Raw genomic sequence first — 20,613 nt, forward strand, 5'->3', positions numbered from 1 at the left:
GGGAAAAGGAAGGGGGAGACGAGGGGAGACGCGGACCCCCCCCCCCCCACGCTCCCCCCCCCCCCCCCCCCCCCCCCCCCCCCCCCCCCCCCCCCCCCCGACTTCCGCACTCCGCTACTGGCGTGCCGTTCCCAGCGTTGCCGGCCGGGTCCGCAGCAGTGCGCGCACCGGCAGGCCCGTCGAGCCGAGGCAGAGCAGCACGGTGCCGACGGCCAGTGGCAGGGCGAGCATCGGCGGCACGTGGGGGGCGGAGCCGGTCACGCCCCGGGCGACGGGTACCAGCGTGAGCCCGGCGATCGACGCGCCGACCGCGAGCCCGGTCACGGCCACCAGCAGCGCCTCCCAGCGCATCATGTGGCGCACCTGGCGCCGGGTGGTGCCGGCCAGCCGCAGCAGCGCGACCTCGCGGCGCCGGTCGATCACCGTCATGACCAGGGTGTTGGCGGCGCTGACGGCGGCGAACCCGCCGAGCACGGCCGCCATCACGGTGTTGGCCCAGCCGCTGAGTTCCAGGTCCTTGTCCGCCTGGGCGACGAACCCGGCCCGGTCGGTCACGGCCGTCCCGGGCAGCGCGCCCAGGCCGGCGGCCAGGGCCGCGCGGTCGGCGCCCGGCGCGGCGGCGACCAGCACCTGGCTGTCGTAGGCGGCGGTGACGTGCGATGCGACCGCGGCCCGCGGCAGCAGCGCCTGGCCGATGCCGAGCCCTCGCTCGTACACCGCGACCACCGCGGGCCGGACCGCGGTGCCGTCGCCGAGCCACAGCGGCACCCGGTCGCCGACCTTCGCGCCGAGTGCGCCGGACAGGGTTGTGCTCAGCGCGATCGTGTCAGGGGCGCGGCCGAGGTCGGCGAGGGCACCTGTGCGCACGTCGAGGTCGAGCACCTTCGGCAGCCGGGCCGGGTCGCCGCCCACGCCGAGGGCGGGGGCGGAGCTCAGCATGTCGCCGCTCTCGTAGACCACGCCGGTGCGCAGCAGGCCGATGGCGGTGTCCACACCGGGCACCCGGGCGGCCGACTTCGCGGTTCCGGCGGGCAGGCCGGGGCCGGTGGTGGCGATCACGTGGTCGGCGGTGACGCCGGCCCTGACGTTCTCGCCGGTGGTGTGGCGCACGGTGCTCTGCAGGATCAGCAGGGTGCCGCAGAAGGCGGTGACCAAAACGATGGGGGTGATCGCGGAGGCCAGTCTGCGGGCGTTGGCGCGGGCGTTGTCGGCGGCGAGCGAGCCGGGCGCGCCGCCGGCCCGCAGCGGGGCGCCGAGCAGCGCGGCTGCCGCTGCGGCGAGCCGGGGACCGAGCAGGGCGACGGTCACCATGAAGCACATCACCACGCCGAGTGCGGTCTGGGCGGCTTTCTCGCCGTCCAGGGCGTTGGCGACGACGGCGGCCGTGCAGCCGCCGGCGGCGAAGAGCACGCCGAGGACGGTGCGCACCTTGCCGGGGCGGGGCGCTTCGACGGCGGCGTCGCCGAGTGCCTGGGCGGCCCGCATCCGGGAGGGGCGGCGGGCGGCCAGGAAGCCGGCGGTCAGCGCGGCGAGGGTGCACAGGAGCACGGCGGCGAGCATCGGCAGCGGGCCGATGTCGAGACGGACGTCCGCGGGTACGGCGCCGCGGTCGGCCAGCTGGCCGAACCACCAGCGGGCGAGGGCCAGTCCGGGCAGGATGCCGAGCGCGGCGGCGAGGGGCGCCACCAGCATCGCCTCGGTGGCGATGGTGCGGCGGATCTGGCGTGGGGTGGCGCCGATGGCGCGCAGCAGCGCGAATTCGCGGGCGCGCTGGCCCGTGGCGAGGGCGATGGTGCTCATCACCACGAACACGGCGGTCATGGTGGCGTAGCCGCCGAAGGTGCCGCCGAGGGCCGTCAGCATGCTGCGGGCACTGCTGAGGGCGGGGTGTTCGACGGTGCCCCGGTCGTCCCCGGTGAAGGTCCTGGCGTCGCCGCCGAGGGCCCGGCGGACCTGGGCCGCCAGTTCGCTGGTGGGAACGCCTTCGCGGGGTTGCACCGCGATGGCGTCGATGCGGCCGGGGTGGCCGGAGAGGCGGTCGGCGGTGGTGTCGGCGAACCAGGCGGTGGGGCCGCTCTGCTGGGCGGCGGCCAGACCGGAGATCCGGTAGTGCGCGGTGCCGCCGGGCGCGGTGAGCACGAGGCTCGCGCCGGGTGCGAGACGGGCGGCACGCGCCGTGTCGGTGTCCAGCACTATCTCGTTCGCGCCGGGTGCGCGGCCCTCGACCAGCTTGTCGCCGGGTCCGGCGATCCCGAGAGCGGCGAAGCCCCGGCCGGTCATGGCCGGTGTCCTCTCCCCGGCGGGCAGCGGGAAGGCCGTGTCGGGGCGGGCCGCCGCGACCGCGGGCAGGGCGGTCAGCCGGCCGACCAGCGCGGCGTCCGTGCGGGCCCGTTCCGGGGTGGCCTGCTCCTGGGTTTCGGTCTCCCCACCGCTCTTGCGCTCAATCCTGACCGCCTGGTCGGCTGCGACCACCACGGGGGCGGCGGCGTACCGTTCGGGCTTCAGGCTCGCGGTCAGGCCGGTCTGCAGCAGCGTGCCGCAGGCCACCACCACGGCGGCGCCCAGCAGCAGGGCGACCAGGGTTCCCACGAAGGACCCGGGCCGGAAGCGCACCGAGGCGCGGGCGAGTCCGTTCGTCATGCCGCCGCTCCCACCGGGCGGGCGGTCAGCGCGATCATCCGGTCCGCGACGGTCTGCGGGGTCGGGTACGGCAGGTCGTCCGCGATCGCGCCGCCGGCCAGGAACAGCACCCGGTCGGCGAAGGAGGCGGCCACCGGGTCGTGGGTCACCATGACCACGGTCGCGCCGAGCGAGTCCACGGCCTGCCGCAGCAGGCCCAACACTTCGTGCGCGGTGGTGGTGTCCAGCGCGCCGGTCGGCTCGTCGGCGAACACCACGTCCGGGTGAGTGATCAGCGCGCGGGCGATCGCCACCCGCTGCTGCTGGCCGCCGGACAGCTGTCCCGGGCGGCGCGACGCGTGCTCGCCCAGGCCCACCCGCGTGAGCAGTTCCCGCGCCCTGGCCCGGTCCTGGCGCTTCCCGGCGAGGCGCTGCGGGAGCAGCACGTTCTGCTCGACGCTCAGCGAGGGCAGCAGGTTGAAGGACTGGAAGACGAAGCCGATGCGGGAGCGGCGCAGCTTGGTGAGCCGGTCCTCGCTCAGTGTGGTGATGTCCTCGCCGCCGAGCCGGACCTGTCCCTCGTCCGGGCGGTCCAGGCCCGCCGCGCACTGCAGGAAGGTGGACTTGCCGGAGCCGGAGGGGCCCATGACGGCGGTGAAGCTGCCGCGGGCGAGCGCCAGGTCGATCCCGCGCAGCGCGTGCACCGTCGCCGCGCCGCTTCCGTAAGTCCGGCGCACACCCCGCAGTTCGATCGCGGGCTCCGCGGACGGGGCCCCGAGGTGCGGGGCCGAGCCGTACGGGTGCGCGGTGTACGGGGCCGTTCCGGGCCCGTCGGTCCTGTGGTCTCGGTGGCGTGCCATGGAGGGGTCTTCCTTCGGTTCTGTGGCGCTCGTCGTCAACGTCCTCAAACCTAGGAAGCACGGGCCGCGCGGACCATGCAGGCCACCGGCGGAACGGGGGTGGGGTTATCCCCCCACTCCCCGGCGGCGGGAAACCGCAGGTGGGAAGTCCGGCGCTTGCGGCCCAGCCGGTCCATGAGGCGGCCACCGCAGCGAGATGCTGACGACCGACCAGGCACGCTGCACCGGCGTCTCGACGAACCACCGGCGGATGAAGGCCTGCCGGCCGGGCCGCCCTCGCAGGCCGCTGCACCAAGGGCCCTTCCGCGCCGCGTACGGCCGCGCGGTCCCGGAGCCGCTCGAACACTGAGGCCGGCGCCGCAGCGCGAGCGCAGTAACACCCGGCCTCCGGGCTGTGCGCCAGGGCCGACTCTGCCGCCGTTCCCCGAACCGCGGTACCTCTCAGAGACAGGCGATCGCGGAGCTCCGGGGGACTTCAGAGAGAAGCCAGCCGGATACGGCGGCCGACGGGGGCCGACCACCAGTCGCCGATAGCCGCTCGACTCCAGCCGGGCGACCTGCTTGACGCCCGTTCACGACCGGGAGCGGGGTCCTACCACCCCGCCCGTCGGCGGGTGAGGCAAACCCCCGGGCCGATCGGGGGGTGCAGCGGATGGTGCGAGGAGCTCCCGGGCGGCGAGGGTTGGGGCCATGATCACACGCAAGTTCCTGCTCGCCGCTCTGCTTGTCCCGCTCGGTGCCACCCTGGCTGTCGCTCCGGCCGCCTCCGCCGCCGCTCCGCCCGCCGCGTCCGCGGCGTCGGCCTCCCCCGACGCCGTCGCGTTCCGCTCTCCCGAGGCCGCCCTCGACCGGGTGGCGCACCCGCTGCGCACCACCGGACCCCGCGGCAACGTCGCCGACCTGCGCCCGTTCGGCACGATGGTCGGCGACGCCACCGTGGTGGGCGTGGGCGAGGCCACCCACAGCTCGCACGAGTTCGTCACCCTCAAGCACCGGATGCTGCGGTACCTGGTCGAGGAGAAGGGCTTCCGCACCTTCGCCCTCGAAGCCGCCTGGAGCAGCGGACTGCGGATCGACGCCTACCTCACCCGGGGCGAGGGCGACCTGAAGCAGATCATGGACGAGGAGTTCCAGGGCACCTACCGCTGGTGGAACAACGCCGAGTACCGCGACCTGCTCCAGTGGGCGCGCTCCTACAACATCCAGCACCCCGGTGACCCCGTCCGCTTCGTCGGCGACGACAACGGCTTCGCCGGCCCGCAGCTGTACGACAAGGTGAACACGTTCGCGGCCGCGTCCAGCCCCGAACTCGCCGCGCGGATCACCGAGCTGTACCAAGGACTGCGGCCCACCATCAGCGCCGAGACCTACGTCAACGACTACTTCGCGAAGCCGCTCGCCGAGCGCAAGGCGATCGCCGAGCGGACCGGCCGTGCGGTGGACCTGCTCAGGCAGCACCCCGGTGCCGACCCCGACGCCCATGCCTGGGCCGTGCAGCACGCCAGCGCGATTCACCAGATGACCACCCTCTACGCCTTCGACTGGGACGACCCCCGGGACATCCCCGGCGCCATGCTCTACCGCGACCGCGTCATGGCGGACAACATCGCCTGGTGGCAGCAGCGCACCGGCAGCAAGATCATGATCTCCGCCCACAACAGCCACACCGCCCTCAAGACCTACGCTCCCGCCAGCCACCCCCGCGTCCAGGGCGAGTTCCTGCGCGAGCGACTGGGCACCGGCTACCTGAGCGTGGGCCTCACCTTCAACCAGGGCACGTTCAACGCCTTCAGCCACGACGGCGCCCCGCAGCGCTTCACCGCCGCACCCGCCGCACCCGGCACCGCCGAACACACCCTCGACAAGGTCCGCCACCGCGACTACGTCGTCGACCTGCGCACCGCCCCTACCGCGGCCCGCGCCTGGCTCGCCGAACCCCACACCATCAAGAACATCGGCGCCACCTACCCCGGCATCGCCGACGCCCCCCGGATCCGCCTCACCCAGACCCACGACGTCCTCATCCACCTCCATCAGGTCCAGGCCGCCCACATGCTCAACTAGGACTTGTCCGCCCGACCATGTCCCGAGCGGTTCGGACCATGGAAGACGGTCGACGAACGCCACCGGCTGTGGTCCGCCGACGGGACCTGGGAGCGCCTGCTTCGGCAGGTCCAGGCTGAGGCGGACGCGGCCGGTGAGGCCGACTGGGACATCTCGGTCGACTCCACCCCCGTGCGCGCCCACCAGCACGCGGCCGGCGCTCGCACCCATCCGCCACCAGCCCTTTCCTGAAAGGCAGAGGGCGGACTGCACCCGGTTCACAGCCGTACTGGAGAAGATCCGAGTCCCGCGGATCGGCCGAGGCGGGCCCCGCAAGAAACCCGACAGCCAGGCCGCCCGCCTGCGCAAGGGATCACGCGGCGGTCGGCCACCAGGCTTCGACGAGGACCGGTACAAGAAACGCAACACCGTCGAGAGGGCCATCAACAAGCCGAAGAACTCCCGTGCGGTCGCGACCCGTTACGACAAGCGCGGGTACGTCCTCCTCGGCACCGTCACTGCGGCAGCCCTCGTCATCTGGCAAGCACGTGATCGCCCGGACAAGTCCTAGCCGATGATCTGCTTGAAGAACAGCACCGCCGGGGCGGCGGTCCCGGCGCCCGCGCTCACCGCGACCGGCCAGGCGCTGCCGGCCAGCGCCGCCAGGACGGCCGCCCCCACGCCGGCCAGCGCGCCCAGCAGGAACACGATGGCGGCGCGCTGGGTCAGGAGCGGCCCGTCCCCGCCGGGCCGCCCGGGATCGGCCCGGGACACCGCGTCACTCCTCACCGGGCCCTGCCGGCCGGGACCGGCTCCGGGAGCGGCACGCCGTCCCGTTCCGTCAGCCGCCACGGGTCCTCGGCGGGCCGCACGAGCGTGAACTCCACCCGGCCGGCCGCGTCCGTCCGGACCCCGTGCACGGCCGGCTCGGGCAGGCTGTTGTAGTGGAACGGCGTGGAGAAGTAGTAGGCGCCGGTGTCCGGCACCACCACCAGGTCGCCCGGCCGCAGCGGCGGCAGCGCCCGGTCCCGGGCCAGCAGATCGCCCGCGAAGCAGGCCGGGCCGGCGATGTCCTGCCGCACGGCCCGCTCCCGCCGGGCCGCGCCCCGCCCGTCGTACGCCTCGATCCGCAGCGGCCAGGCGTCGGGGCTGAACACCGTCCGGGTGGCGACCTGCACCCCGGCGTGGGTCACGGCGATCGGCCGGCCCCCGGCGTTCTTGGTGTACTCGACGTACGCGGCGAGGAACCCGTTCTTCGCCAGCACCGAGCGGCCGAACTCGGTGACCACCCGGTACCGGCCCGCGAACAGCCCCGGGGCGTGCGTCCGCAGCTGCGCCACGTAGTCGGCGAAGGTCGGGGTGACCTCGTCGTCGGCGAAGTTCACGGGCAGCCCGCCCCCGATGTCGACGCCCTCCACCCGGCCCGCGCCGAACACGGCCGTCACCTGGTCGGCGAACTCCACCGCCTGCGCCACCCCGCGCGCCATGAGGTCCAGGGGGCAGCCCTGCGACCCGGTGTGGGTGTGCACCCAGGTCAGCCACGGATACGCGGCGAACGCCCGCAGCAGCCGCTCCCGGTTGCCGGGATCCGTCAGCGGCACACCGAACTTGGAGGTGCTCGTGGCGGTGCTCATCGCGGCGATGGCCCCGCCGCCGACCTGGCAGTTCAGCCGTACCCCGATCCGGGACGCGGAGGGGCGGCCCGCGAGCAGCGCGGCGATCCGCTCCAGCTCCTGGAAGCTGTCGGCGTTGACGGCCACCCCCAGCTCCAGGGCCCGGGCCAGCTCGGCACGGGTCTTGGCAGGGGAGTCGAAGACGATCCGGTCGGCCGGGAACCCGGCGGCCAGCGCCCGGGCCAGCTCACCGCCGGTGGCGACCTCGCAGCCCATGCCCCGCCGTTCCAGCTCCCGCAGCACGGGCACGAGGCAGTTGGCCTTCGCGGCGAACGTGTGGGTGACGCCGGGCAGTTCGGGGGCGCCGGGGAACGCCTCGTGCAGGGCCCGGACCGTGGCCGCGACACCGTCGAGGTCCACGAAGGCGGCCAGCGGGGCCCGCTCCGCGTCGAGCAGGCCCCGCCGCACTGCTTCCTTCAGGACGTGCTCGCGGCGCGCGGCGGCACGGGACACAGCGGTCATGGTGCACCTTCCGGTGTGGGACGGCGGCCCGGGGCCGTTTCCCCGGGCACACGACCAGGCTGCTCGCCGCACCCGGGGGCCGTCTTCGTCGGTTCCGCACAGGCATACCCGCCGCGGCCGGGGCCGCACCGGGGGAGCGCCCCTCGTGCGCGGCCCCTTCGTGCGCGGCGACGGGGAACGGCCCCTTCGGTGGTGCGTCCGCACGAAGGCCCGTCACGCTCCCGGGCCCCGCCCCGGCTCCGGGTCCCCGAGAGCCAGGCGCAGTTGCAGCTGCGCCAGCAGCCGCGCGTCCGGGCTGGCGAGGTCCAGCCCCGACACCGCCGTGATACGGCCCAGCCGGTACCGCATGCTGTTCGGGTGCAGCGAGAGGCTGCGCGCGGCGGCCGGCACGTCGCCGAAGTGGTCCAGGTAGGCCCGCAGGGACTCCACGAGGCGACTGCCGGCGTGCTCGGCGTCGAACGCGGCCAGCCGCGCAACCGATGTCCCCGGCGGCAGCTCGGTCTCCCGCAGCGCCTCCAGCACCTGGAGCACGCCGATCGTGTCGGCCACGTCCTCCACCCACGCCACACCGCGTGCGCCCCCGGTCCGGGTGAGCGCCTTCAGCGCCTGCTCGGCGCTGCGGCGCGACCGCGCGGCCCCGGCCAGCGCCGGCACCACCTCGCCCAGCCCGGCCCGCACGGACGCGCCGGTGGCCGCCGACAGCCGGGCGGTCAGCGAGGTGCCGAGCGCCGTCACCTGCTCCCGGGCCCGGTCCGCGTCCCGGTCCAGCGCGCTGACCAGGACCAGCGCCCGGCCGCCCGCCGGCACGACCACGATCCGGTGGCCGAGGGCCGCGCAGTGCAGGGCCAGCAGGGCGTACATCCGGGACGGCTCACCGGCCGGGTCCGGCCCGGACGCGCCGGTCCCGGTGCCCACCGCCAGCACCGCGCAGGGTTCCCGCGCCGGCAGCGCGGCCCGCTCGGCCAGCACCTCGGCCGAGCCGCGCTCCTCCAGCAGGGCGCGTGCCGCGTCCTCCACCAGCCGGCTGTCGGCGCCGCGCGTGCGGTGGTGCAGCAGATGCGGGGCGGCGGCCCGGGACGCGGCGCGCAGCGCCTCCGCCGCGTTCGGGGACAGCGGCCGGCCCGCGACCGCCGCCACCCAGACCGAGCCCAGCACCTCGCCGCCCGCGCGCACGGCGCACACCAGCCGCTCGGGGTTGTCCCCCTGGGCACGCCGGTGCAGCACGTCGTCCGTGGTCCACAGGGCGCGGAAGAAGCCGGCGTCGCGCATCGCGGCCACCCGCCAGGCCGGCACGCGCCGCCCGAGGATGGTCAGCCGGCGCATCTCGTCCACGTTCTCCTCCGTCGAGGAGTACGCCAGCACCCGCGACTCGGTGTCCTCGATGGTCACCGAACCGCCGACCAGGGCGGCCACCGCGTCGGCCAGCCCGTCGAGGTCGCCCAGGACCAGGCCCCGGGCGGCCGGTAACGGCGGCACCCCCGCCGCGGCGAGCCCGGCCCGGAGCACCGCCACCAGCTCCTCCCATCGGTACCAGGTGCGGAACAGCACCGCCGTACCGGCCTCGTGGGCCGCCGACCGCAGGGCGCCGAGGGTCCCCTCGGGGCGTTCCGGGCCGAAGACCACCCCGCAGGCCCCGGCGGCACCGGCCCGCCGCACCACGTCCACCGCCTGGGCCGACCCGGCCGCGACACCGACCGCGAGCACCAGCTCCCGGGGCCGGATCTCGGGGGCCAGCACATCGAGCACGGTGGCGCCGCCGACGGCCACGGCCGGCCCGCCGGGCGCCGTGTCCAGCTCCAGGGCCCCCGAGCCCACCACCGACAGCAGCCGCTCCAGGGTCACCCCGGGCCCGGCGGCCGTCTCCCACTCCGCGTGGTCCCGCGCCTCGGTCACGCTTCCCCCTCGTCCCACCGGCGGCCGTATCCCGGCCACCCCCGGAAGAGGTACGACACCACACACCGGGCGCACGCTCAATGGGTCGGCGCCGCGCCCGGTGACGGGGTCAGAGGTACCTCTTCAGCTCCCGGCGCGCCAGCGACCGCTGGTGGACCTCGTCGGGGCCGTCGGCGAGCATCAGCGTGCGGGCGCTCGCGTACAGCTCGGCCAGCGGGAAGTCCTGGCTCACGCCGCCCGCGCCGTGCAGCTGGATCGCCCGGTCCAGGATGCCCACCACCGCGCGCGGAGTGGCGATCTTGATGGCCTGGATCTCGGTGTGCGCGCCCTTGTTGCCGACGGTGTCCATCAGCCAGGCCGTCTTCAGCACCAGCAGCCGCAACTGCTCGACGGTGACCCGGGCGTCGGCGATCCAGTTCTGTACGACGCCCTGCTGGGCCAGCGCCTTGCCGAACGCCGTACGGGACACCGCCCGCCGGCACATCAGCTCGATCGCCCGCTCGGCCATGCCGATCAGCCGCATGCAGTGGTGGATCCGGCCGGGACCGAGCCGGGCCTGGGCGATGGCGAAACCGCCGCCCTCCTCGCCGACGAGGTTCGTCACCGGCACGCGCACCCGGTCGAAGACGACCTCGGCGTGGCCGCCGTGCGCGTGGTCCTCGTAGCCGAACACCCGCATCGCGCGCGTGACGGTGACGCCCGGGGTGTCGCGGGGGACCAGGACCATGGACTGCTGGCGGCGGATGTCGGCGCCGTCCGGGTCCGTCTTGCCCATCACGATGAAGATCGCGCAGTCCGGGTTCATCGCGCCGGAGATGTACCACTTGCGGCCGGTGACGACGTACTCGTCGCCGTCCCGCTCGATGTGCGTGGTGATGTTCGTGGCGTCGGAGGAGGCCACCTCCGGCTCGGTCATCGCGAACGCGGAGCGGATCTCCCCGTCCAGCAGCGGCCGCAGCCACCGCTTCTTCTGCTCCTCGGTGCCGAACTGCGCCAGCACCTCCATGTTCCCGGTGTCCGGCGCCGCGCAGTTGGTCGCGGTGGGCGCGAGGTGCGGGGAGCGGCCGGTGATCTCGGCGAGCGGGGCGTACTGGAGGTTGGTCAGCCCGGCGCCGTGCTCGGCGTCCGGGAGGAAGAGGTTCCACAGGCCCTGCCGGCGTGCCTCGGCCTTCAGCTCCTCCACCACGGCCGGGGTGTCCCACGGCGAGGCGAGCGCGGCCCGCTGCTCCTCGGCGACCGCCTCGGCCGGGTGGACGTGCTCGTCCATGAAGGCGAGCAGCCGGGCGCGCAGCTCTTCCGTACGCGCGTCGAACGCGAAGTCCATGGAGGTCAGCCTTCCTGAAGGGTGGTCAGTCCGTGGTGGATGAAGACGGGAACGAGGTCGCCGATGCGGTCGAAGCCACGGCCGACCGTCTGGCCGAGCGTGTAGCGGTAGTGGATGCCCTCCAGGATCACGGCGAGCTTGAACCAGGCGAACGCCTCGTACCAGGAGACGGCCGACACGTCCCGTCCCGAGCGCTCGGCGTACCGCTCGACCAGCTCCCGGGGCGAGGGGTGCCCGGGCGCCCCGGCGGTCGTGGAAACGGGGGAGTCGGGCATGTCCAGCGGCCGGCTGTACATCACCAGCAGGCCGAGGTCGGTCAGCGGGTCGCCGAGGGTGGACATCTCCCAGTCGAGGATCGCCTTGATCCGGTCGTCGTCGCCGATCAGTACGTTGTCCAGGCGGTAGTCGCCGTGCACGACGGCCGGGGCGGGGGAGGCGGGCAGGGCGCGGCCGAGCGCCGCGTGCAGCTCGTCGATGCCCGCGAGGTCACGGTTGCGGGAGGCGTCCAGCTGCTTGCCCCAGCGGCGCAGCTGCCGGTCCAGGAAGCCCTCCGGGCGGCCGAAGTCCGCGAGGCCCACTTCGGCCGGGTCCACGGCGTGCAGCTCGACCAGCGTGTCCACCAGGGACAGCACCGCGTCGCGGGTGCGCTCCGGGCCGAGCGGGGCGAGCTGGCCGGCGGTGCGGTACGGGGTGCCCTGGACGAACTCCATCACGTAGAAGGGGGCCCCGAGCACCTCCTCGTCCTCGCACAGCAGCACCGGGCGCGGCACCGGCACCCGGGTGGGGTGCAGGGCGCTGATGACCCGGTGTTCGCGTCTCATGTCGTGCGCGGTGGCCAGCACATGGCCGAGCGGGGGGCGGCGGACGACCCACCGGGAGCGGGTGTCGCAGAGCGCGTAGGTGAGGTTCGACCGTCCGCCCTCGATCAGCCGTCCGGTCAGCGGGCCGTGCACCAGACCGGGGCGCTCGCGGTCGAGCAGGTCGCGCAGCCGGTCCAGGTCCAGCCCGGGCGGGTGGTCGGCGCTCATACATCACTCCTAGGGACGGGTGCACAGGACCAGACTCATGATGCCGACCGGTCGGTATGCCGTCCAGTGTGGAAGGGAAGATCGCGCCGAACGTGACACGGCCCACGATAAGCCCGCGGCTTCCCGCGCCACCCGCCCGGGAAGCCGCGGGCCCGCGCGGTCCGGGCCGGCGGTCGTCCCGGTCGCCCCCGTGGGCGCTGTGTTCCCGGTGGAGGGCGGTCATGGCGCCCACCTCCGGGGGTACGGGGTGGGGACGACGGGCCGCGCGCGGATCACCCCGGTTGCGCGGCACACGAGTACCCCGGAGGGTCGAGGGCATGAAGGGCATCAGCTACCGCCGCTACGGCGGACCCGAGGTGCTGGAGTACGGCGAGCTGCGCGATCCCACGGTGGGTCCCGACCAGGTGCTGGTCGAGGTGCGCGCGGCGGCCGTCAACCCGGTCGACTGGAAGTGCCGCGAGGGCTATCTGGACCCGGTGCTGGACGCCGTCTTCCCGGTGGTCCCCGGCTGGGACGTCAGCGGGGTCGTCGTCCGGCCCGGCCCCTCCGTCACCGAGTTCTCGCCCGGCGACGAGGTCATCGGCTACGTCCGCGAGGACTTCCTCTCCCGGGGCACCTGCGCCGAGTACGTGGCCGCACCCGTGCGCACCCTGGCCCGCAAGCCGCGCACGCTGTCCTTCGAGGAGGCCGCCGGACTCCCGCTGGCCGGCCTCACCGCCTACCAGGTGCTGGTCAAGGCCCTGGAGGTCAAGCGGGGCGAGACCGTCCTGGTGCACGCGGCGGCCGGCGGAGTCGGCTCGCTCGCCGTCCAGATCGCCGCCCACCTCGGCGCCCGGGTCCTCGGCACGGCCGGGGAGGCCAACCACGACTACGTCCGCTCCCTGGGCGGCGAGCCCGTGACCTACGGCGAGGGCCTGGCGGAACGGGTGCGCGGGCTCGCCCCCGAGGGGGTGGACGCGGTCTTCGACACCGTCGGCGGCGACACCCTGAAGGTCTCGGCCAACCTGCTCGCCCCGGAGGGCCGGCTGGCCTCGATCGCCGACCAGGAGGTGCGGGAGTACGGCGGCCGGTACGTCTTCGTCCGCCCGGACCCCGAGGACCTCGCGTGCCTGTCGGAGTGGGCGGACCAGGGCGTCCTGTCCGTCAACGTCCAGGAGACGTTCCCCCTGGAGCGCACGGCGGACGCCCACCGGCTGAACCAGGAGGGCCACACCCGCGGCAAGATCGTGGTCACGGTGGAGCGGGAGCGGGGCGAACCGTAGGACGCCGTACGGCGGCCGGGCGCCGGAGCGCGCCGCCTGCCTACACCACCAGCACCGCCGCGCACACCGCCAGCGCGACCGCGCACAGGACCGCTGCCGTCGCCTGCCGGGGGGCCAGCGCGGGCGGGCGGGGCGTCGTGGACAGGGCGCGCAGGCGGGCGTGGGCCACCCCGAGGAAACCCAGCCACAGCGCGCAGCACGCCGCGCACGCGAGGACCCCGGCCGCCGACGGCCCCGCGTGCAGCGCGGTCTTCACGGCCAGCACGGTGGCCACGGCCGACGACAGCGTCGTACGCCGCCAGGCCAGCCGGGTGCGCTCGGGCTGGAGCCCGGGGTCCCGGACCGCCGCCTCCGGGCCGGCCGTCACCCCTCCCACCCCACCAGCACCACCACGACCATCGCCACGGCCACCGCCGCGACGACCAGGCTCAGCAGCACCGGGAACCGGGAGGCGGGCAGGTCCTCGCCGCGCCGCATCGCCCGCTCGCAGCGCACCCAGTGGTTCACCGCCCGCAGGGAGCACAGCACCCCGGCGGCGAGCAGCGCGAGGGCCAGCCCGGCCCGCCAGGCCCAGCGCAGGTCGGGCAGGAACTGGTCCACCGCGAATCCGCCGCCGATCAGCGCCAGCGCGGTGCGCAGCCAGGCGAGGAAGGTCCGCTCGTTGGCCAGCGAGAACCGGTAGTCGGGCGTGCCGCCCTCCTCCCGCACCCGTTCCGGCGCGAACCACAGCCGGATGTTCCGCACGAATCCGCTCACCCGGCCGACCTTACCGGGCGGTCACCCGGTCGCCCGGAACGCCCGCAGCCGCTCGTACGCCGCCAGCCCGTCCGGCACCCACTCCCAGGTGCCGAGCCGCCGCTCGACCTCCTCCTCGGGCAGGAAGGCGTGCCACTGCACCTCCTCCGCCTGCGGGCGCACGGGCAGGTCGCAGCGCACCTCGTACACCGCCGACCACCAGCTGTTCCCGGCGCCGTCGTCGTAGAGGAACTTGAACAGATACGACGGCCGCGGCAGCCCGCCGACGCCCAGCTCCTCCTCGGCCTCGCGCAGCGCCGCCGCGTCGTAGGACTCGCCCGCGCCGACGACTCCGCCGACGAACATGTCGTACAGGGACGGGAACACCAGCTTGGTCGCCGTGCGCCGGTGCACGAAGAGCCGGCCGGCCGCGTCCCGGGCCTGGACGAACACACAGCGGTGGCGCAGCCCGCGGGCGTACGCCTCGCCGCGCGGGCGCCGGTCGACGACCCGGTCGTGCTCGTCGACGATGTCGAGGATCTCGTCAGCAGGATTCATGCCCGCCATCCAAGCAGGGCCCGTGCCGGGCACGGGTGCGGGCGGGGGCCGGGTCAGCGGCGCTGGAGGTCCGGGGTCTCCGGCTCCGCCTCGCCCGTGCCGCAGGGCATCGCCGGGTGCAGCCCGAGCAGCACGATGCCCCCCACCACGGCCGCGAGTCCGGCCGCCTCCCAGGCCAGCGCCCCGGTGTCGGTGCGCAGCCGGTCCCCGAGGAAGCCCACCCCGCACAGGATCCCGGCCAGCGGCTCGGCCGCGGTGAGCGCGGGCAGCGACATGCGCAGCGGGGCCGTCTCGAACGCGCTCTGCACCAGCACCAGCCCGGTGACCCCGCAGGCCACCACGCCGTACGGCTGCCAGCCGGTGAGCAGCCCGGTCAGGCCGCCGTCGGAGAAGCGGGTGCCGCTCACCCGGGTGAGCGCGTCCTGGACGCCGTACAGCAGCCCGGCCGCCAGCGCCAGCAGCACCGGGCCGCCGCTCAGCCGGGAGCGTTTGGCGTACGCCGTCAGGAGCAGGGCCGCGCCCACCACCAAGCCGATGATCAGCCAGTGCCGCAGCGGATCGGTGACGGCCGTGCCGGCCCGCGGCTCGCCCGCCATGATGAACGCGCTGACCCCGCCCGCGAGCAGCAGCAGCCCGGCCCAGCCCTGGCGGCCGAGCGGCTGTCCGCTCTGGTGCCGGGAGAGGGCGAGGGCGAACAGCAGATTGGTCGCGAGCAGCGGCTCCACCAGCGAGATCTCGCCCTTGCCGAGGGCGACGGCACCCAGCACCATGCCGGCCACCATCAGCGCCAGGCCGCCCAGCCAGCGCGGTATCCGCATCAGGTCGAGCAGCAGCCGGAAGGAGAGGAAGTCGCCGAGCGGCGCCCGCTGCGCCGCGTTCTGCTGGAGCACGAACCCGAAGCCCAGGCAGCAGGCCGCGCTCACGGCGAGGAGCAGAACCAGAACGGACACGCTGTGTACCTCGATCATCCGGCCGGACCACGGGCGGGTAGTGGCCGACTGTAGCGCCACGGGGACAGCAATGCCCCGGAAGTACCCGGAATCGGGCAGTCGCACGCCATCGTCCGCGACCCGGGCGCGCGGCGCCATGGCGCACGCCACATCCGCGCCGCGGATCGCGGGGCGTACGGCCCGGTACGGCGGGGCACACGGGCATGGCATACGCCACAGGAAATTCTCCGCGTTCACACCCGTGACGGGGCCCACCTGCGCCGGGAGGATCCAAGTGCCCTGCCGGACGGGGAAGTTGAAGGTGCTACCAGCCTCGTCCCGCTTGACGCGACCCTTGGCGGGGGGTTTGCTGTGCGTGATCGGTCGATGGCAGCCCGAGAAACAGGAAGCCCGCGGTGCCCCCTTCCCCGCCTCTGCTCGGCGCGCGCCGGGCCGCACCGGACCCGTCCGGCGACAGTGCCCCCGGCGTCCGCGATGCCTTCGACGCCGCCCTCGACGACGCCGACCTGCGCACGGCGCGGGCGGCGTTGGCCCAGGGCCGGCGGCAGGCCGCCCGCTCCCTGCTGGCGCACACCGGCGACGACTGGGACCGCCGCGGCCACCGCCTCACCACCCTCGCCCGCGACCCCCGGGCCACCGCCTGGGCGGACGACTGGCTGGCCGCCGAGCCCGGCTGCGCCGACGCCGCCACCCTGGCGGCCCTGGCCCTGGTCCACCGGGCCGTGCGCGGCGAGGAGGACCCCGGCCGGGCCCGCGACTCCTGCGCCGAGGCCGCCGCGCTCGCCCCCGCCGACCCCACCCCCTGGCTCGGGCTGCTCCTGCTCGCCCGCGCCTTCGGCCCGGAGGGCGCCCTGCTCGGCGCGTTCACCGAGCTGCGCCGCCGCCACCCCGAGCACCACCACGCCCACCACCTGCTGATCGCCTGCCTCGCCGAACGGCCCGGGTGCGACGCCCGCGCCGAGGCCCACGAGGTGTACGACGCCGCCGAACGGGCCGCCGCCGAGGCCCCCGCGGACTCCCCGCTGGCCGTCCTGCCGGTGATCGCCTACGCCGAGCGGTACCGGGTCCTCACCGCCGCCGGCCTGGCCCCCGCCGACCCGGCCGCCTCCCGGCACTGGTGCGGCCCGAGGGCCCGGCGCGTGCTGTGCGCCTCCTTCGACTGGTGGCTGGAGTGGGAGCACGACGAACACCCGCGCCGCCTCGTCGACCTCAACCACCTGGCGTTCGCCCTGTCCTGCGCCGGCCGCCCGGCCGAGGCGGCGGCCCTGTTCCAGCGCATCGGCGACCACGCCACCCCGGCCCCCTGGGCCTACGCCCACCGGGACCCGCTGACGGCCTTCCGCACGGCCCGCGCCCGCGCGTTCGGGCACCGGTGACGGGGCGGGTGACGGGGCGGACGGCGCGGGCGGGGACGACGCGAACGACAAAGGGCCGGCCCATCGGCCGAGGGGTTCCCCCGGGCGATGAGCCGGCCCGCCGTGGCGCTCCCGGCCGACGGGCGCCGGCCGTGGACACCACGGCCGGCGCGTCCCTCGGCGATCGACGTGTCGCCGGGTGAGCGGCGTGTCCCTAGACGATCAGGGACAGCAGCAGCACCAGGCCGCCCGCGACCACCGAGATGATCGTCTCCATCAGCGACCAGGTCTTGACGGTCTGCCCGACGTTCAGCCCGAAGTACTCCTTCACCAGCCAGAAGCCGGCGTCGTTGACATGGCTGAAGAACAGCGAGCCCGCACCGATGGCGAGGACCAGCAGGGCCGTGTGGGCGGTCGACATGTCGGCCGCGAGCGGCGCCACCAGGCCGGCCGCCGAGACCGTCGCCACCGTCGCCGAGCCGGTCGCCAGCCGGATCGCCACCGCGATCAGCCAGGCCAGCAGCAGCGCCGGGATCGACCAGTCCTCGGAGATGTCCAGGATCATCCGGCCCACGCCGGAGTCGATCAGCGTCTGCTTGAAGCCGCCGCCCGCGCCGACGATCAGCAGGATGCCGGCGATGGGCATCAGGCCCTTCTCGACCGTCTGCTGGAGCCGGTCCCGGGTGAACCCGGCGGGCCGGCCCAGCGTGAAGAAGCCGACGATCACGGCGGCGAGCAGCGCGATCAGCGGGGAGCCGATGACGTCGAAGACGCGCTGGGTGTGGTCCGCGGGGTCGTCGACGACGATGTCCACCAGCGCCTTGGCCAGCATCAGCACCACCGGCAGCAGCATGGTGGCGAGCGTCGGACCGAAGCCCGGACGGCGCTCCACCTGCTCCGAGGCGCGCTGCGGCAGCATCCGGTCGGGGGCGGGCACGTCCACCCAGCGGGCCGCGACCCTGGAGAACAGCGGACCGGCGATGATCACGGTCGGGACGGCGACCACGATGCCGAGCGCCAGGGTCACGCCCAGGTTGGCCTTCACCGCGTCGATGGCGACCAGCGGGCCGGGGTGCGGCGGGATCAGGCCGTGCATCACGGACAGACCGGCCAGCGCCGGGATGCCGATGCGCATCAGGGAGTAGTTGCCGCGCTTGGCGACCATCAGCACGACCGGGATCAGCAGCACGATGCCGACCTCGAAGAACAGCGGCAGGCCGACCACGGAGGCGATCAGCACCATCGCCCACGGCATGGCCCGCCCGCCGGCCCTGGCCAGGATCGTGTCGACGATCTGGTCCGCGCCGCCGGAGTCGGCGAGCAGCTTGCCCAGGATCGCCCCGAGCGCGATCAGGACGCCCACGCCGGCCACCGTGGAGCCGAGCCCGCTGGTGAAGCTGGTGATGGCCTTGTCGAGCGGTGCCCCGGCGACTGCCCCGAGCGCCAGCGACCCGATGGTCAGCGCCAGGAAGGCATGGAGCTTGAACTTGGTGATGAGCAGGACGATGAGGGCGATGCCCACCAGGACGGCGATGCCGAGCTGTGCGTGTCCGGCGGAGGTGATCGGCGGAGGTGCGTCCGCTGCCAGCATCTCGACGCTGAGTCTGGTCACGGGGGTTTCCTTGCGGTTACGGGGGTTTCTGGGGTGCTACTTGGAGCTGCCCGCGGGGTCGGGAAGCGTCGCGAGGGCGCGCACGGCGCGCTCGGTGATCTCCTCGGGGCCGCCGCTCACGTCCACGGCGACTCCCGCCTCGTCCGCCTGGAGCGGCTGGAGGGTGGCGAACTGGGAGTCCAGCAGCGCGGTCGGCATGAAGTGGCCCTGCCGCCGGGACATGCGTTCCTCGATCAGCCGCCGGTCGCCCGTCAGGTGCAGGAACACGATCCCGGGTGCCACGGACCGCAGCCGGTCGCGGTACGAGCGCTTCAGCGCGGAGCTGCTGACCACCCCGCCCAGACCGGCCCTGCCGTGCGCCCAGTGCCCAATGGCGTCCAGCCACGGCCACCGGTCGGCGTCGTCGAGCGGGATCCCGGCCGACATCTTGTCGATGTTGGCCTGCGGGTGGAAGTCGTCGCCCTCGGCGTACGGGACGCCCAGCCGCGCGGCGAGCAAGGGACCGATCGTGGTCTTGCCCGTCCCCGCGACGCCCATCACGACGACGACCTGGGGGGTTCGCATCACTGCCTCGCTGTCTTCCTCGACATCCGACGCCACTGCGGCGTCGCCACACTGAAACCCATTAGGTACGACGAATTCAAGAGACTGTGACGTATAAGTCTGACTTTTTATCTCTGTGATCCAAGTCGTACGCTGAGTGCATGAGCACACGGGGCCGGGGGCTGCACGGCCATGTACTGGACACCCTCGGCCCCGCGATCACGTCCGGCGAGTACCCGCCGGGCAGCGTCCTGCGGACCGACGAACTGGCCCAGCACTTCGAGGTGTCCCGCTCCGTGATGCGCGAGGCGGTCCGCGTGCTGGAGTCCATGCACCTGGTCGAGTCCCGCCGCCGGGTGGGCGTCACGGTCCGCCCCAAGGCCGAGTGGAACGTCTACGACCCGCAGGTCATCCGCTGGCGCCTGGCCGGCGCCGACCGCCCGCACCAGCTGCGCTCGCTCACCGTGCTGCGCTCCGCCGTCGAGCCCGTGGCGGCGGGCCTGGCCGCCCAGCACGCCACGGCCGAGCAGTGCGCCGAACTCACCGAGTGCGCGCTCGGCATGGTCGCCCACTCACGCGGCCACCGGCTCCAGGAGTACCTGTTCCACGACGTGGCCTTCCACCGGGTCATCCTCAACGCCTCCGGCAACGAGATGTTCGCCCGCCTCGGCGACGTCGTCGCGGAGGTGCTGAGCGGCCGCACCCGGCACGAGGTCATGTTCGAGGACCCCGACCCGGCCGCCGTCACCCTGCACGTGCGGCTCGCCGAGGCCGTCCGCGCCCGGGACGCCGCCCGCGCCGAGGAACTGACCCGCGAGATCACCGCGGGCGCCCTCCAGGAACTGGACGTCCTGGTCCCCTGAGCGGCGGTGGCCCGCTGAGCGGCGGCGGGGCGCCGCGGGGCCGGTCAGTCCTCCGGGAACTCCCCGTCCACGTACACCCACGCCCCGTCCACCCGCTCGAACCGGCTCCGCTCGCGCAGCGTGCCGCCCCGGTAGGAGGCGCGGAACTCCACCGTGCCCGTGGTGTGGAACGCCGACCCGTCGGCCGTGTCCAGGATCTCCAGCCCCGTCCACCGCGTCCGCGGATCCAGGTCCAGCCGCCCCGGCCGGGTCCGCGGGTGCCAGGTGCGCAGCAGATACCCCGCGTCCCCCGTCACGAACGCGCTGTACCGCGAGCGCATCAGCAGCTCCGCGGTCGGCGCGGCGGCCCGCCCCGCGTGGAAGCGCCCGCAGCAGGCGTCGTAGGTCCCGGGGAGTCCGCAGGGGCAGTCGCGCGAGGTCATGCGCCCATTGTGCCCGCCGGCAGCGGAGGCGCCCGGCACGGGCCGGGTGCACAGTGGAAGAGCTGGACCGCACACCGGCACAGGGAGGAGAGGTCGAGGATGACCGGACCGTTGAGCAGCCGGCCTCCCGCCGTCAAGGAGTGGCGGCTGAACCTGTACCTGTCCGAGCACGATCCGGACACCACGGCCCGGATCGTCCTGGACACCGGGGACAACGTGCTGGAGAGCCACGCCGAGGCCCGCCGCAACCCCTACGACCGGGCGATGCCCGAGATCGGCGACGAACTCGCCGCCGGGCGCGCCCTCATCGCCATGGGCCGCCTGCTGCTGCGCGCCGCCGACGGCGACATGAAGGCCACCGGAGCGGCGGGCACGGACGGCCCGGTCCCGCTCTGGCTGTCCCGCGAGTGA

The 20,613-nt window shown here is 74.6% G+C and carries 19 protein-coding genes and 2 pseudogenes; 7 read left to right on the top strand and 14 right to left on the bottom strand.

The window, feature by feature from the left end:
- Positions 1-114: 114 nt before the first annotated feature.
- Together ACZ4W9_RS24820 and ACZ4W9_RS24825 are read right to left on the bottom strand one after the other, a co-directional pair.
- Positions 115-2,640: an ABC transporter permease gene (locus ACZ4W9_RS24820; protein WP_467939374.1), complete on the bottom strand. Its 2,526-nt coding sequence runs from the start codon at positions 2,638-2,640 to the stop codon at positions 115-117.
- Entirely contained in the window at positions 2,637-3,479 is an 843-nt protein-coding gene (locus ACZ4W9_RS24825) for an ABC transporter ATP-binding protein (RefSeq protein WP_467939376.1), read from the bottom strand. Before ACZ4W9_RS24825 ends, ACZ4W9_RS24820 begins: the two co-directional genes overlap by 4 nt.
- Before the next feature lie 690 nt (positions 3,480-4,169).
- On the opposite strand from ACZ4W9_RS24825, the gene ACZ4W9_RS24830 reads away from it, so the two are divergent.
- From ACZ4W9_RS24830 to ACZ4W9_RS24840, 3 genes and pseudogenes are all read left to right on the top strand, one after another.
- Positions 4,170-5,543 (top strand): erythromycin esterase family protein, encoded by a 1,374-nt coding sequence (locus ACZ4W9_RS24830; protein ID WP_467939378.1) that lies wholly within the window; start codon positions 4,170-4,172, stop codon positions 5,541-5,543.
- Positions 5,544-5,636: 93 nt separating this feature from the next.
- Positions 5,637-5,751, top strand: a pseudogene (locus ACZ4W9_RS24835) (transposase); the annotation flags it as partial.
- Between the two features lie 129 nt (positions 5,752-5,880).
- Positions 5,881-6,093 (top strand): annotated as a pseudogene (locus tag ACZ4W9_RS24840) (IS5/IS1182 family transposase); the annotation flags it as partial.
- Here the strand turns inward: ACZ4W9_RS24840 and ACZ4W9_RS24845 are convergent.
- The 5 genes from ACZ4W9_RS24845 to ACZ4W9_RS24865 all read right to left on the bottom strand — a co-directional run bounded on the left by ACZ4W9_RS24845 (position 6,090) and on the right by ACZ4W9_RS24865 (position 11,902).
- Positions 6,090-6,296 (bottom strand): hypothetical protein, encoded by a 207-nt coding sequence (locus ACZ4W9_RS24845; protein ID WP_467939380.1) that lies wholly within the window; start codon positions 6,294-6,296, stop codon positions 6,090-6,092. The pseudogene ACZ4W9_RS24840 and the gene ACZ4W9_RS24845 overlap by 4 nt on opposite strands.
- Positions 6,297-6,307: 11 nt before the next feature.
- Entirely contained in the window at positions 6,308-7,657 is a 1,350-nt protein-coding gene (locus ACZ4W9_RS24850; protein WP_467939382.1) for a type III PLP-dependent enzyme domain-containing protein, read from the bottom strand.
- A 213-nt stretch (positions 7,658-7,870) separates the two neighbouring features.
- Positions 7,871-9,550, bottom strand: coding sequence for a PucR family transcriptional regulator (locus tag ACZ4W9_RS24855; protein ID WP_467939384.1), 1,680 nt, complete (start codon positions 9,548-9,550; stop codon positions 7,871-7,873).
- Between the two features lie 109 nt (positions 9,551-9,659).
- On the bottom strand, positions 9,660-10,874 hold the full coding sequence (locus ACZ4W9_RS24860) for an acyl-CoA dehydrogenase family protein (RefSeq protein ID WP_467939386.1): 1,215 nt from the start codon (positions 10,872-10,874) through the stop codon (positions 9,660-9,662).
- Between the two features lie 5 nt (positions 10,875-10,879).
- Entirely contained in the window at positions 10,880-11,902 is a 1,023-nt protein-coding gene (locus ACZ4W9_RS24865) for a phosphotransferase family protein (RefSeq protein WP_467939388.1), read from the bottom strand.
- A gap of 317 nt (positions 11,903-12,219) precedes the next feature.
- Here ACZ4W9_RS24865 and ACZ4W9_RS24870 point away from each other — a divergent pair, with 317 nt between their 5' ends.
- Complete coding sequence (locus ACZ4W9_RS24870; protein WP_467939390.1) at positions 12,220-13,164, top strand: NADP-dependent oxidoreductase; 945 nt, start codon at positions 12,220-12,222, stop codon at positions 13,162-13,164.
- Between the two features lie 40 nt (positions 13,165-13,204).
- On the opposite strand, the gene ACZ4W9_RS24875 is transcribed toward ACZ4W9_RS24870, so the two are convergent.
- The 4 genes from ACZ4W9_RS24875 to ACZ4W9_RS24890 are packed head-to-tail and all read right to left on the bottom strand — an operon-like array spanning position 13,205 to position 15,407.
- Positions 13,205-13,531 (bottom strand): DUF202 domain-containing protein, encoded by a 327-nt coding sequence (locus tag ACZ4W9_RS24875; RefSeq protein ID WP_467939392.1) that lies wholly within the window; start codon positions 13,529-13,531, stop codon positions 13,205-13,207.
- Positions 13,528-13,920: a YidH family protein gene (locus ACZ4W9_RS24880; protein WP_318204379.1), complete on the bottom strand. Its 393-nt coding sequence runs from the start codon at positions 13,918-13,920 to the stop codon at positions 13,528-13,530. The genes ACZ4W9_RS24875 and ACZ4W9_RS24880 overlap by 4 nt, the downstream gene beginning before the upstream one ends.
- A 21-nt stretch (positions 13,921-13,941) precedes the next feature.
- The gene (locus ACZ4W9_RS24885) at positions 13,942-14,457 is read right to left on the bottom strand and encodes an NUDIX domain-containing protein (protein WP_467939394.1); all 516 of its coding nucleotides are present in this window, start codon (positions 14,455-14,457) and stop codon (positions 13,942-13,944) included.
- Positions 14,458-14,510: 53 nt separating this feature from the next.
- A complete protein-coding gene (locus tag ACZ4W9_RS24890; protein WP_467939396.1) occupies positions 14,511-15,407 on the bottom strand; it encodes a DMT family transporter in 897 nt (298 codons plus the stop codon).
- Positions 15,408-15,802: 395 nt separating this feature from the next.
- On the opposite strand from ACZ4W9_RS24890, the gene ACZ4W9_RS24895 reads away from it, so the two are divergent.
- Entirely contained in the window at positions 15,803-16,783 is a 981-nt protein-coding gene (locus tag ACZ4W9_RS24895; protein ID WP_467939398.1) for a hypothetical protein, read from the top strand.
- 193 nt (positions 16,784-16,976) lie between these two features.
- Here the strand turns inward: ACZ4W9_RS24895 and ACZ4W9_RS24900 are convergent, their stop codons facing one another.
- Positions 16,977-18,374, bottom strand: coding sequence for a GntP family permease (locus ACZ4W9_RS24900; RefSeq protein ID WP_467939400.1), 1,398 nt, complete (start codon positions 18,372-18,374; stop codon positions 16,977-16,979).
- A gap of 36 nt (positions 18,375-18,410) precedes the next feature.
- On the bottom strand, positions 18,411-18,938 hold the full coding sequence (locus ACZ4W9_RS24905) for a gluconokinase (protein WP_467939402.1): 528 nt from the start codon (positions 18,936-18,938) through the stop codon (positions 18,411-18,413).
- Between the two features lie 140 nt (positions 18,939-19,078).
- Here ACZ4W9_RS24905 and ACZ4W9_RS24910 point away from each other — a divergent pair, with 140 nt between their 5' ends.
- A complete protein-coding gene (locus ACZ4W9_RS24910) occupies positions 19,079-19,780 on the top strand; it encodes a FadR/GntR family transcriptional regulator (RefSeq protein WP_467939404.1) in 702 nt (233 codons plus the stop codon).
- Positions 19,781-19,824: 44 nt separating this feature from the next.
- Here the strand turns inward: ACZ4W9_RS24910 and ACZ4W9_RS24915 are convergent, their stop codons facing one another.
- Complete coding sequence (locus ACZ4W9_RS24915; protein ID WP_467939406.1) at positions 19,825-20,202, bottom strand: YchJ family protein; 378 nt, start codon at positions 20,200-20,202, stop codon at positions 19,825-19,827.
- Positions 20,203-20,301: 99 nt separating this feature from the next.
- Between ACZ4W9_RS24915 and ACZ4W9_RS24920 the strand changes: the two genes are divergently transcribed.
- Positions 20,302-20,613 (top strand): dsRBD fold-containing protein, encoded by a 312-nt coding sequence (locus ACZ4W9_RS24920; RefSeq protein WP_467939408.1) that lies wholly within the window; start codon positions 20,302-20,304, stop codon positions 20,611-20,613.

This window comes from Streptomyces sp. NPDC029296 (assembly GCF_055569255.1).

Bases quoted from the DNA above. Each gene is read 5' to 3' on its own strand.
- ACZ4W9_RS24820 (WP_467939374.1), bottom strand. From the start codon at position 2,640: ATGACGAACGGACTCGCCCGCGCCTCGGTGCGCTTCCGGCCCGGGTCC.
- ACZ4W9_RS24825 (WP_467939376.1), bottom strand. From the start codon at position 3,479: ATGGCACGCCACCGAGACCACAGGACCGACGGGCCCGGAACGGCCCCG.
- ACZ4W9_RS24830 (WP_467939378.1), top strand. From the start codon at position 4,170: ATGATCACACGCAAGTTCCTGCTCGCCGCTCTGCTTGTCCCGCTCGGT.
- ACZ4W9_RS24850 (WP_467939382.1), bottom strand. From the start codon at position 7,657: ATGACCGCTGTGTCCCGTGCCGCCGCGCGCCGCGAGCACGTCCTGAAG.
- ACZ4W9_RS24860 (WP_467939386.1), bottom strand. From the start codon at position 10,874: ATGGACTTCGCGTTCGACGCGCGTACGGAAGAGCTGCGCGCCCGGCTG.
- ACZ4W9_RS24865 (WP_467939388.1), bottom strand. From the start codon at position 11,902: ATGAGCGCCGACCACCCGCCCGGGCTGGACCTGGACCGGCTGCGCGAC.
- ACZ4W9_RS24870 (WP_467939390.1), top strand. From the start codon at position 12,220: ATGAAGGGCATCAGCTACCGCCGCTACGGCGGACCCGAGGTGCTGGAG.
- ACZ4W9_RS24885 (WP_467939394.1), bottom strand. From the start codon at position 14,457: ATGAATCCTGCTGACGAGATCCTCGACATCGTCGACGAGCACGACCGG.
- ACZ4W9_RS24905 (WP_467939402.1), bottom strand. From the start codon at position 18,938: ATGCGAACCCCCCAGGTCGTCGTCGTGATGGGCGTCGCGGGGACGGGC.
- ACZ4W9_RS24910 (WP_467939404.1), top strand. From the start codon at position 19,079: ATGAGCACACGGGGCCGGGGGCTGCACGGCCATGTACTGGACACCCTC.
- ACZ4W9_RS24915 (WP_467939406.1), bottom strand. From the start codon at position 20,202: ATGACCTCGCGCGACTGCCCCTGCGGACTCCCCGGGACCTACGACGCC.
- ACZ4W9_RS24920 (WP_467939408.1), top strand. From the start codon at position 20,302: ATGACCGGACCGTTGAGCAGCCGGCCTCCCGCCGTCAAGGAGTGGCGG.